The following is an 11,879-nucleotide window of genomic DNA, read 5'->3' as shown; positions in this document are numbered from 1 at the left end:
AAATCCAGAAAGGGACATCACATGTGCGGAATCACCGGGTGGGTCAGCTACGAGCGTGACCTGTCCGCCGAACGCGCCACCGTCGATGCCATGACCGAGACGATGATCTGCCGCGGCCCGGACGAGGGCGGCGTCTTCATCGACGGTCCGGTCGCCCTGGGCCACCGGCGCCTGGCGGTCATCGACATCGAGGGCGGCAAGCAGCCGATGACCGCCCAGGGCCTGGCCCCGGTCGCCATCACCTACAGCGGCGAGGTCTACAACTTCCAGGAGCTGCGCGCGGAGCTGGAGGGCAAGGGCCACAAGTTCCGGACCTCCAGCGACACCGAGGTCGTGCTGCACGCCTACCTGGAGTGGGGCAGCACCTTCGTGGACCGCCTCACCGGCATGTACGCCTTCGCGGTCTGGGACGGCCGCACCCGCGAGCTCCTGCTGATCCGCGACCGCATGGGGATCAAGCCGCTGTACTACCAGGTCACGCCCGACGGCGTCCTGTTCGGCTCCGAGCCCAAGGCCATCATGGCCTCCGGCCTGGTCGACCCGGCCGTCGACCTGGACGGCCTGCGCGAGATCTTCGCCTCCGTGAAGACCCCGGGCACCGCCTACTTCCGCGGCATGAAGGAGGTGAAGCCGGGCACCTTCGTGCGGGTGCGCCCCGAGGGCACCACCGAGCACCGGTACTGGGCCCTGGAGGCCACCGAGCACACCGACGACCTGCCGACCACCGTGGCGACCATCCGCGAGCTGCTGGACGACATCATCGCCCACCAGGTGGTGGCGGACGTCCCGCTGTGCTCCCTGCTGTCCGGAGGCCTGGACTCCAGCGCCATCACGGCCCTGACCCAGCGCGCCCTGACCGCGCGCGGCCAGGGCCCGGTCCGCTCCTTCTGCGTCGACTTCGAGGGCCTGACCGAGAACTTCGTCGCCGACCACCTGCGCGCCGAGGCGGACACCCCGTACGTGCACGCCCTGGCCGAGTTCGCCGGCACCGAGCACCGCGACATCGTCCTGCGCACCTCCGACCTGATGGACCCGGCCAACCGCACCGCGGCCCTGCTGGCCCGCGACGCCCCGCCGCAGGGCGACATCGACATCTCGATGTTCCTGCTGTTCAAGGCGATCCGCGAGCACTCCACCGTCGCCCTGTCCGGCGAGGCGGCCGACGAGGTCTTCGGCGGCTACAGCTGGTTCCACGACGAGGCCGCGGTGAAGGCCGACACCTTCCCCTGGCTGGCGGGCCTGGGCAACCTGGACGGCGCGGACTTCCTGGAGCCGGAGCTGGCCGCGAAGCTGGACCTGGCGACCTACCGCGCCGACCGCTACTCCGACGCCATGGCCGAGATGCCGCGCCTGGCGGGCGAGGACGGCCTGGAGAAGCGCATGCGCGAGATCAGCTACCTGCACCTGACGCGCTTCGTGAACATCCTGCTGGACCGCAAGGACCGCCTGAGCATGGCCAGCGGCCTGGAGGTGCGCGTCCCGTTCTGCGACCACCGGCTGGTCCAGTACGTGTTCAACACGCCGTGGGCGATGAAGACCTTCGACGGCCGCGAGAAGAGCCTGCTGCGGGCGGCGGTCGCGGACATCCTGCCGGAGAAGGTGCTCCAGCGCGTGAAGAGCCCCTATCCGACGACCCAGGACCCGAGCTACTACCTGGCCCTGCAGAAGGCGGCGCAGGAGATGGTGGCGAACGACCCCGAGGCGCCGATCATGTCGATCATCAACCCGTTCATCCTGCAGGTGATCCTGACCGCCCCGGCCGACGCCGACCCCCGCCTGCGCGACGGGCTGGAGAGCGCACTCGGCGGCAACGAGTGGGCGCAGCGGTACAAGGTGACGCTGGACGTGTGAGATCCCCGGGTCCCCCGGATGAGGGAGCCCCGTGGACGGTGCGAACTGTCCGCGGGGCTCCCGCGCATTGGTTCGAGTGCCGACGGCCTCGGCCACGGGTAGACAGACTCAATGTGCTCTGACAAGACCGGCCGCCCGACGCTCGGAACCCCCTCCCCGTCCCCGGACGCCGTAGCCGCTGTGGAGGAGTTCGCCGCGGGTCTGCAAGCGGGACACGACCAGCGCGATGCCGACGTCCTCAACCGCCAGTTCGCCGCCGACGTCGCCTGGGGCAGTCCGTTCGGCGCGCTGGTCGACGGGTACGAGCAGCTGCATCCCATCCACGTCCGGTTCCAGGAACAGGCAGCCGCCGCGCCGTCGGTCCGTTACGAGGTCCGGCACGTGCTCGCCGTGGGCACGGACACGGTCGTGGCGCACATCGCCCGGATCGTGCTCGACGTCGACGGGGAGCCGGTGGAGCCCAACAACGAGCCCTACCGGCCGTTCTCGGAGCTGGCGATGTACGTCCTTATTCGGCGCGACGGGCAGTGGTGGCTGGCCGCCGGCCAGAACACCCCGATGCGTCCCGGCGGCGCCGTGCCGGCTGACTAGTGCGTGATCCTGACCGCCCCGGCCGACGCCGACCTGCGGCTGCGCTGGACGTGTGAGCCCGGTTCCTCGCCGTCACCGGTTGAGGAAGGAGTGGGTACGGCCGAGCTCGGTGAAACCGCGACGGCCGTACCACTCGCGCCGCCAGTCGCTCGCGTCCGCGATCAGGAAGAGCTGCGGGATCCCGGCGGCGGCGGCCAGCGCCAGGCCGGTGGCGAGCAGCGTGTCGCCGTGGCCCCGCCCCCGATGCGCGGCGCCGGTGACCAGATCCTCCACCTGCGCCAGCCCGGCGGCGGGGTCGAGGTAGAGGTCGCACCAGGCGGCGATCTCACCCTCCGGCGTCCGCGCGGCCAGGAAGAGTACTGTCTCGGCTCCGCGCAACCGGGCGCTGCGGCGTTCGGTGAGCTGCCGGGCCAGTCCCTCGTCCGGGCTCCACTCGAACTGCTGGTGGAAAACCGGGTCTCGCAGATCGGCCAGCTCGACGGGCCGCGCGGCGGGCTCGGGCAACAGGCAGCCGGCCGTGTCCCGGGCCAGGACCAGCTCGGTGTCCCGCTCGTAGCCGGTCGCCGCCAGCACCGGCGTCGCACGCTCGCCGAGCGCCTCGTCGAGCACGTTGATCCGGTACCGCCGCCGCGGCCCGAGGCCCTGCACGGCCAAGCCGGGCAGCGCCGCCGGATCGGCGTCCGGAGCCTCGACGATCAGCTGGTTGTGCTCCTGCGAACGCGGGAACTCCGGATCGCGCACCGCGAAGGCCCCGGGCAACTCGACAAGTTCCGCGGCCTGACGGCGCGCGAAGGCGGCACGGAACGCGGTGACGCGCTCGAGGAGATCGGACACCCCGTCATCGTCGACCTGCCGGGCGCCGTGGGCAACGGCTTTTCGCCCTCAAGACCGCTTCGACACCGGCACCACATACCGCGTGAACACCAGATCCCGCAGCACGTCGTCGCCGCCCTCGACGATCGACACGTAGCGCACGTCCCGCAGCAGCTTGCCGACGATCGACTCGTTCGTGTAGCCGAGCCCGCCGAACATCTCCGAGGCCGTCGACACCACCTGCCAGCCGGTCTGGCCGCAGAACATCTTCGCCGTCAGGGCCGACTTCAGGGTCCCTGTGCGCAGGAACTCCTCGCCGGCGTCGGGGCGGGTGGCGATGGCGTCGTAGTCGCGGGCGGCGGTCAGGCATTGGTTGGCCATCACGTCGATCTGCATCTCCATCTGGCCCAGCTTCGCCGCGAACACCGCGTTGCCGGCCAGCGGGGCGCCCTTGACCTGCTTGGTCTTGGCGTAGTCCAGGCACAGGTCGCGGGCGCGGCGGGCGATGCCCAGGCCCGTGGCGGCGATGAGGACGCGGCTGGCGTTCAGGCCGACCTCCAGCAGGCGCAGGCCGTTGCCGCGCAGGGCGTTGGCCGCCGGGACGCGGACGTTCTTCAACGAGACCTGGTACGTCGCCGAGGACCGCAGTCCGATGACCTCCCAGCGCTTGTCCACCGTCAGCCCCGGCGCGTCGCGCGGGACGACCACCGCCAGGTAGCCCGCCGGGTCGTCCTCGGCGCGCGCCACCACCACGGTGAAGCGGGCGAAGTCGGTGTCGGTGGAGAACGCCTTCAGGCCGTTGAGGATCAGCTCGTCCCCCTCGCGGCGGGCGGTTGTGGTGATGCGTGCCAGTTCGCTGCCGGCCTCGTGCTCGCTGCCGAGGGTGGCGGCGAAGCCGTGGCCGGACACCAGGTCGGACAGCAGGGTCTTGCGGAGCGGGTCCTCGGCGTACCAGGCCACCATGCTCGTGGTGAGGATCGGGATGAACAGGGTGAAGGCTGCGCCGGCGTCGCCGTAGGCGAGTTCTGCGACGATGCGCACGCTCTCCTCCAGGCTCAGCCCGGCGCCGCCGTACTCCTGGCCCACCCACCAGTTGGCCAGCCCGGCCTCGGCGAAGCGCGCGTAGAGCGGCAGCGGCATGGCGGCGAGCGCGTCCAGCGCCGCCTCCTGGCCGATCAGCTCGCGGCGGGTGAAGGCCTGGACGGCGCGCACGTGGTCGGACGGTTTCATCGCGAAGCTCCTCTCGGCGGACGGCTGCTCAGCCGTCGATCAACGCGGCCAGCCCGCGCACGGTCGGGGCCTCCAGCAGCGCCGTGGCCGGCACCGAGGCGTTCAGCGTCTTGCGGATCCGGGTGGTGACCTTGATCGCCACCAGCGAGTGGCCGCCGAGGGCGAAGAAGTCGTCCAGGGCGCCGACCGGCTCCACGCCGAGGGCCGAGGACCAGATCTCGGCCAGGGCCGTCTCGGTTCCCGGGCGCGGTTCTTCGAAGGCCGTCGGGAGATCGGGGCGCGCGTAGCGTTCGCGGACGTCGTCCTGCTCGTCGCCGCTGCCCGGGCCGCCGTTGGTCACCCACTGCGCCAGCCGGGCGGCCAGCGGCCCGGTGGAGATCACCACGTGCCCGATCCGGTCCGAGGCGGCCAGCGCGCGCTCGAAGACGTCGATGCCCTCGGCCGGCGCCATGGTGAAATCCGTGACGGTCGGGCCGTGGCCGTCGAGCCGCTCGGCGTCGATGTTCCAGGTGTCCCAGTCCACGGTGACCCAGCGCCCGGTCCCGGCCGTGCGCGCCGCGCGGGCGTACGCGTCCAGCCCGGCGTTGGAGGCGGCATACGCCCCCAGAGTCAGCCCGCCGAGCACCGCCGACAACGAGGACAAGGTGATGCGCCGGTCCGGGCAGTGGCCGGCCAGCACCCGGTCCAGGACCAGGAAGCCGCGGATCTTGGCGTCCAGGTGCGCCTCGCTCTGCTCGCGCTCGGTGAGGTGCGCGAAGGCGAAGAAGCGCGAGTCCTGCACGCCCGCGCCGTGCACCGCGACGTCGATCCCGCCGAAGCGCGCCACCGCGGCGTCGACCACGGCCTTCATCGCGACCGGATCGGCGACGTCCGCCGTCATCGCGATCACCTCGGCGCCGCTGGCCTCCAGGGCGAGGATGTTCTGGACGTGCCGTGCCGTCCGCTCCTGTCCGGCCGGGACCTCCGCGAGGAAGTCCTGCCACGCCGAGCGCGGGGGGAGTGTCGAGCGCGTGCACAGGATGAGGCGGCAGCCATAGCCGGTCGCGAGGTGCCGCGCCAGGGTCAGGCCGACGTCGCCGAGGCCGCCGGTGATCAGGACCCGGTCGCCGGTCTTGAACGCCGAATCCGTTTTGGGAAGCGGGTGGCGCAGGTAGCGGCGGATCCAGGTCTGGGCGGCGCGCTCGGCGACAGGGCCTTGATACTCGGCGGTCGCGGCGGCCAGGACGGCCTCGGCCTGGTACCGCGCGGACGAGGAAGAGGCGGACAGGCCAGAAATGGACGAGGCAGAGGCGGGCGATTCGTCGATGTCGATCTCACGGGTCCGCAGCCGCGGGTTCTCCTGGGAGAGGGTCGCGGCGAGTGCGGCCATCGTCGCGTGCTCGGGGTGCCGCAGATCGGCGCCCGCGACCGTGGTGGCTCCCGAGGTGAGCAGCACGAGGTCCAACGGCGGCGCCGAGCCCGTGTCGTCGACCAGATGCCGCGCGAGAGCCAGGACGCTGTGATACCCGCGCTCCTGGGCGGCGCTGAACGTGATGACCGGGTCGGCGTCGGCATCCGTGTCGCCGACACCGCCGGCCAGGCTGAATCCGTGCACGATCGTCCGCGGCGCCACCAGCATCGACTCGAAGAGCTCGGTGAAGTCGTCCAGGCGCGCGAGGAAGAAGTCGCCCACGTCGTCCTGGTCGAAGGCCGGTCCCGGCCGCACCGCGATGACCTCGGCTCCGGCCCGGCCCAGGCGCTCGATCAGCGCCTCGGCCCGCTCGTCGTCGGACAGCACCAGCCACGGACCGGCCAGCCGCAGGCGCTCGTCCAGATCGGCGGTCGGGACCGGGAACGGGTCCCAGACGGGCAAGTTCGTCCACTGCGAAGGATCGGCGGCGCGCCCCGTCGGTTCGCTCGCAGCCGCCTCGGGCCGTGCCTCGACCCAGTAGCGCCTGCGCTGGAACGGATACGTCGGCAGTTCCACGCGCCGCCCCGCGCCGCCGTGCAGCATCGGCCAGTCGATCGCCGCCCCGGACTCCCACAACCGTGCCACGGTCGCGAGCAGCCACGACGCCGCGTCGGTAAAGCCTTCCGGGGCCACGACCACCTCGTCGCCGTCCTCGGCAGCCCGAACACCGAGTAGCTGCAACGCGTCCTCCAGTGCTGCCATCACAGCGTCCTGTGTGGTGGAGACGCCGACTTCCGGAGCGAGTACCGCGATCGCCGCACCGAGTTGTGGCCACCACTGCGCGTCCACGGCCTCCGGTGCCGGCTCCACGAGCCGCACCCGCGGCGACCGCCGCCGGGCCTCGCCGTCGATCCAGCGGTCCGGATCCGCCAGCGCGGCGATCGCGTCCTCGCGATCCCGCACGACCACAGCTCGCCGCAGCGCGAAACCGCCGCGCGAGACCTGCAGGGTGAAGGCCACGTCCGCGAGATCGACCGTGTCGTGCTCGGTCAGGAACTCCCGCAGCTGCTCTGTCACGGCGGTCAAAGCCCCCGCGTCCGCTGCCGAGAACGTCAGCAGGTGCGGCCCCGGCCGTGCGGTCCGCGCCTCGCGCTCCGGCGCCTCCTCCAGCACCACGTGCGCGTTCGTGCCGCCGAGCCCGAAGGAGCTCACCCCGGCCCGGCGCGGATCGGCTCCGCGCTCCCAAGCCTGGTTCTCGGTCAGGACCCGGAACCGGTCCGGGGCGCCGGCCATCGCGGTGTTCGGCGCCTCGTAGTTCGGCATCGCCGGCAGGATCCTGTTCTCCAGGCACAGCGCGGCGCGCATCAGCCCGGCCACGCCCGAAGCGCGGTCCAGGTGCCCGATGCTCGGCTTCAGCGAGCCCAGCACGCACGGCACCTCCGGCGTCTGCCGGAACACCCGCTCCATCGCCGCCAGCTCGATCGAGTCACCCAGGCCCGTGCCGGTCGCGTGGCACTCGACGTAGCCGACCGTCTCCGGCTTCACCCCGGCCACCTCCAGTGCGGTGGCGATCACCTCGGCCTGGCCGTCTACGCCGGGCGCGGTGTAGCCGACGCGGACGCGGCCGTCGTTGTTCACCGAGGAGCCCAGCAGCACCGCGTGGATCACGTCGCCGTCGGCCAACGCCTCCGTCATGCGCTTGAGCGCCACCACGCCCACGCCGCTGCCCATCACCGTGCCGTCGGCGCCGGCGTCGAAGCTGCGGACCCGGCCCTGCGGGGACAGGATGCCGCCGTGCTCGAACTGGTAGCCCACCGGCTGCGGCAGCGGGATGTAGGCGCCGCCGGCCAGCGCGATGTCGCACTCGAAGGTCAGCAGGCTCTGCACCGCGAGATGGACCGCGACCAGCGAGGTCGAGCAGAAGGACTGCACCGCGATCGCCGGACCGCGCAGGCCGAGCTTGTAGGACACCAGGTTCGCCAGCGAGTCGCGCTCGTTGCCCACCCCGAGCAGCAGGTCGCCGCCCGGCTCCTCGGCGACGTGCCGGACGTTGCTCATCATGTAGTGCGGGAAGCCGCTGCCGCCGAACACGCCGACATGTCCGGGGGTGTCGGTGGGGCAGTAACCGGCGCTCTCCAGCGCCTCCCACGAGCACTCCAGGAACATCCGGTGCTGCGGCTCCATGGTCTCGGCCTCGCGCGGGCTGAAGCCGAACACCCCGGCGTCGAACCGGTCCACCTGCGGCAGCGGCCCGCCGACCCGGATGTATTCGGGGTCGGCGAGCTTGTCCGGGCCGACGCCGGCCGCGGCCAGCTCCTCCTCGGTGATCGCGCGCAGGCCCGGTACGCCGGCCAGCAGGCCGCGCCACAGCGCCGCGACGCTCTCCGCGCCCGGGAAGCGCCCGGACATGGCGATCAGCGCTATCGCGCCGTCGTAGTCGGGGTCGGTCATGAGTCGCCTCCTTGGGCGGTGGGGCAAAGGGTTCGCGCCGGCCAGGACTGCGGCCGGTCGGAGCATCGGTGAAAGGGAAAGGGCCGGAGACCTAAAGCAGATGGCTGCGACCCCACCCGCGGGCCAGCCGGTACGTGGCGAACGTGCCCGCCGCCAGCGCCCCGGCCAGCAGCAGCGCCGCCGGACGCAGCGTCCCGGCGGTGTCGCCGCGCACCGCGGCCTGCATCATCCGGATCGCCCAGTAGCCGGGGGACCCGTGCGCCGCGACCGCGGCCCAGGTCGGCATGATCGACACCGGCACCAGGGCGCCGCCCAGGGCGCTGATGGTGATGGCGCCGACGTCGGAGACCATGCCGAGCTCGGCGTGGCTGCGCAGGATCGTGGCCAGCGCCGCGCCGAGGGCCAGCAGCGCCAGGCCCCAGCTGCAGATCGCGATCGCGACCAGCCCGACCGAGTGCGGGAACGGCAGGCCGATGATCAGGCAGCCGTAGGCCATCAGCAGCGTCTGCTGGAAGACCACGATCAGGTAGACCGGGATCAGCTTGCCGAGCAGGATCTCGGCCACCGACGCCGAACTGGTCCGCAGCCGGTCCCAGGTGTGCCACTCGCGCTCGACCAGGATCGAGTTGCCGATGATGGCCAGGGTGAATACCGAGAACATGATCAGCGGCCCGGTCACCACCTGCAGCGTGCCCTGGTTGCCGGCGAAGGCGCGCAGGTACAGCGGTTTGAAGACCAGCATCAGGATCATCGGGGTCAGCACGTAGCTGATCACCTGGCCGGGGTCGCGGACGCGCATGATGACCTGGTGCCGGACCAGGACGCCGATCCGGCGCGCCGCGTCGAGCGGGGAACCGGCCGCGGAGCCGCCGGGGGTGTCAGCTGTTGCCGTGGACATCTGTGTTTCCGTGGACATCTGCGTTGCCGTGGACATCGGTGCTTCCGGGGAAATCTGTGCTTCCGGGGACATCTGTGCTGGGGACATCTATGACCGCCAGGGACCGGTAGAGGTCGTCGAGGGAGGGGTTGTGCACTTCCACGCCGCGGACCGGCCGGGCGCCGTCGTGCAGCAGGGTGACCAGGGTGGCCGTGGGATCGGCGGTGCTGATCCGCACGGTCTCCTCGTCGAAGGCGACGACGACCTCGCCGGGCAGCCGGCCCAGCAGATCCTCGGCCGTGCCGCGGGCGATCACCTTCCCGGCGCGGGCCACCGCGATGGTGGCCCGCAGGTCGGTGAGCTCGGGCAGGTAGTGCGTGGTGTACAGGACCGCGGCGCCGTCGGTGGCGCGCTGCTTGACGGTGTCCAGCAGCGCCTGCCGGGTCTCCGGGTCGGCGCCGGCGGTGGGCTCGTCCATCAGCAGGACGGTGGGCCGGTGGATCAGCGCGCACGCCGCCTGGGTCCGGCGCTGCTGGCCGCCGGAGAGCACGCCGGCCCGCCGGTCCAGGAACGCGGTCAGCCGCAGCGCGGCCGCCAGGTCGTCGATCTCGGCGCGCAGCGTGCCGCGCCGCAGCCCGGACAGCCCGCCGAACAGCCGCAGGTGCTCCCGGACGGTGACCGATGGGTACAGCGCGATGTGCTGCGGCGCGACGCCGACGCGGTCCCGGGCCCGGCCCGGCGGCCGGCCCTCGATCAGGATCCGGCCGCTGTCCGGCCGGGCCAGCCCGGAGGCCATGGAGACGAACGTCGACTTGCCGGCGCCGTTGTGGCCGACCAGGCCGACGATCTCCCCGGGCTCGACCCGCAGGCTGAACCCGTCCAGGGCACGCAGGGTGCCGTAGTTCTTCACGAGGTCGATGGCTTCCAGCACTTCGTGGCCCTCCTCGAGACGGTCGGCACGCGCCCTCTGCCCGGACCCGTTGCCACTATCCGGGCCCGCTGTCACCCTCGGCCAGAGGGCACTTGCTGCCGGGCACTTGTTGCCACCGGTCTGTCCGCCTCCGATCACCCGGCGGAGTCGACTGCCAAGTATCAGGATGCGATGATCGGTGCTTGTGATGCCCGAACCGCGTGCCGCCGACCGCGCCCTGCCGCCGTTCGCGGCAGGTCCCGTGGCGGCGGTGGCGGCGGTGTACGCGGCGGTGCTGACGGCGCTGTCCGGCCGATACGGGTTCCACCGCGACGAGTTGTACTTCCTGCAGGCCGGCCATCACCTGGCCTGGGGCTACGTCGACCAGCCGCCGCTGACCCCGTTGCTGGCCCGCGCCAGCACGACGGTGTTCGGCACCAGCCCGATGGGGCTGCGCGCGGTCGCGACCGCCGCCGGGGTGCTGATCGTCCTCACGGTGGCGCTCCTGGCCCGCGAGACCGGGGCCGGCCGGGCGGCGCAACTGCTGGCGGCGGCGGCCACGGCGGTCTCGTCGATGGTCCTGATGTCCGGGCACCTGGTGTCCACCGCGACCTTCGACCTGCTGGCCTGGCTGGTGATCTGCCTGCTGGCCGCACGACTGCTGCGGACCGGCGACCGGCGCTGGTATCCGGCGATCGGCGCCGCGACCGGGATCGCACTGCTCAACAAGGACTTGGCGGTGTTGCTGATCGCCAGCCTGGCCGCCGGCGTGCTGCTGGTCGGGCCGCGTCCGGTGACGGCTGCCGCAGGGCGTTCATGGCCGTGGGCGATCAGTGGAGTCGTGCTCGCGCTGCTGATCGTCGCGCCGAATCTGTGGTGGCAGGCCCGGCACGGCTGGCCGCAGCTGACCGTGGCCTCCGGCATCGACCGCAAGGACGGGATGCTGAACCGCGCGACGTTCGTCCCGTTCCAGTTCGTGTATCTCGCGCCGACGCTGGCCCCGTTGTGGATCGCCGGATGGCTGCGGCTGTGGCGCGACCCTGATCTGCGCCGTCTTCGGGCGTTCACCGTCGCGTACCCGGTGGCCTGCGTCGTCGTCCTGGCGACCGGCGGCAAGTGCTACTACGTGCTGCCGCTGCTGCTGGTCCTGCTCGCGGCCGGGACCGAGCCGGTGGTCGGCTGGGCCGCAAGAGGCCGGGGCTGGAACCGGCCCGCGATTCTGGCGGCCGGACTGCTGGTCACGGCGGTGATCGACGGTGTCGCGACGCTCCCGGTGCTGCCGCCGAGCTCGCTGAGCGCGGTCAACGGGGTGAACAAGGAGCAGGGGGAGCAGGTCGGCTGGCCCAAGCTGGTCGCCACCGTGGCCGGTGCGTGGAAGACGATCCCGGCCGACCAGCGCCTCCGGGCGGTGATCCTCACGCAGAACTACGGGGAAGCGGGCGCCATCGCGATGTACGGACCTGGATATGGTCTGCCCGAGCCCTATTCGGGCCACATGAGCTACTCCGCATGGGGGCCGCCGCCGGACTCGGCGACCGGGCCGGTCCTGCTGGTCTTCTTCCCCGACAACAAGATCCTGCCCTCGGAGTTCACCGGGTGCCGCCTGGCCGCGACCGTCGACGACGGTGTCGGGCTGAGCAATGACGAGCAGGGCGCCCAGATCGAGGTGTGCTCCGGCCTTCGCGGCACGTGGAGTGATCGCTGGCCGGCTTTGCGGTCGTACTATTAGCGCTTTCCAGAAGCGAATTCGTTCGCCGGCATCCGTC

8 protein-coding genes are annotated in these 11,879 nt (G+C 71.9%); 3 read left to right on the top strand and 5 right to left on the bottom strand.

Annotated features, from left to right (window positions below):
* Positions 1–21: 21 nt before the first annotated feature.
* Together asnB and ABIA35_RS14575 are read left to right on the top strand one after the other, a co-directional pair.
* Positions 22–1,851 carry an asparagine synthase (glutamine-hydrolyzing) gene (gene asnB / locus ABIA35_RS14580; protein ID WP_370358233.1) on the top strand — a complete coding sequence of 610 codons (1,830 nt, stop codon included), beginning with the start codon at positions 22–24 and terminating at the stop codon, positions 1,849–1,851.
* A gap of 111 nt (positions 1,852–1,962) precedes the next feature.
* The gene (locus ABIA35_RS14575) at positions 1,963–2,442 is read left to right on the top strand and encodes a nuclear transport factor 2 family protein (protein ID WP_370358232.1); all 480 of its coding nucleotides are present in this window, start codon (positions 1,963–1,965) and stop codon (positions 2,440–2,442) included.
* Between the two features lie 72 nt (positions 2,443–2,514).
* Here ABIA35_RS14575 and ABIA35_RS14570 read toward each other — a convergent pair whose 3' ends face one another.
* From ABIA35_RS14570 to ABIA35_RS14550, 5 genes are all read right to left on the bottom strand, one after another.
* A complete protein-coding gene (locus ABIA35_RS14570) occupies positions 2,515–3,276 on the bottom strand; it encodes a GNAT family N-acetyltransferase (RefSeq protein WP_370358231.1) in 762 nt (253 codons plus the stop codon).
* A 48-nt stretch (positions 3,277–3,324) separates the two neighbouring features.
* Entirely contained in the window at positions 3,325–4,485 is a 1,161-nt protein-coding gene (locus ABIA35_RS14565) for an acyl-CoA dehydrogenase family protein (protein ID WP_370358230.1), read from the bottom strand.
* A gap of 28 nt (positions 4,486–4,513) precedes the next feature.
* Positions 4,514–8,326: an SDR family NAD(P)-dependent oxidoreductase gene (locus tag ABIA35_RS14560; RefSeq protein WP_370358229.1), complete on the bottom strand. Its 3,813-nt coding sequence runs from the start codon at positions 8,324–8,326 to the stop codon at positions 4,514–4,516.
* Between the two features lie 91 nt (positions 8,327–8,417).
* The gene (locus ABIA35_RS14555; RefSeq protein WP_370358228.1) at positions 8,418–9,224 is read right to left on the bottom strand and encodes an ABC transporter permease; all 807 of its coding nucleotides are present in this window, start codon (positions 9,222–9,224) and stop codon (positions 8,418–8,420) included.
* Positions 9,205–10,134 carry an ABC transporter ATP-binding protein gene (locus ABIA35_RS14550; RefSeq protein WP_370358227.1) on the bottom strand — a complete coding sequence of 310 codons (930 nt, stop codon included), beginning with the start codon at positions 10,132–10,134 and terminating at the stop codon, positions 9,205–9,207. Before ABIA35_RS14550 ends, ABIA35_RS14555 begins: the two co-directional genes overlap by 20 nt.
* A 187-nt stretch (positions 10,135–10,321) precedes the next feature.
* Between ABIA35_RS14550 and ABIA35_RS14545 the strand changes: the two genes are divergently transcribed.
* A complete protein-coding gene (locus ABIA35_RS14545; RefSeq protein ID WP_370358226.1) occupies positions 10,322–11,842 on the top strand; it encodes an ArnT family glycosyltransferase in 1,521 nt (506 codons plus the stop codon).
* Positions 11,843–11,879: the final 37 nt, after the last annotated feature.

The sequence above is a fragment of the Catenulispora sp. MAP12-49 genome (genome assembly GCF_041262705.1).
Lineage (GTDB): Bacteria > Actinomycetota > Actinomycetes > Streptomycetales > Catenulisporaceae > Catenulispora.
This window is presented reverse-complemented; position numbering and strand designations above follow the sequence as displayed.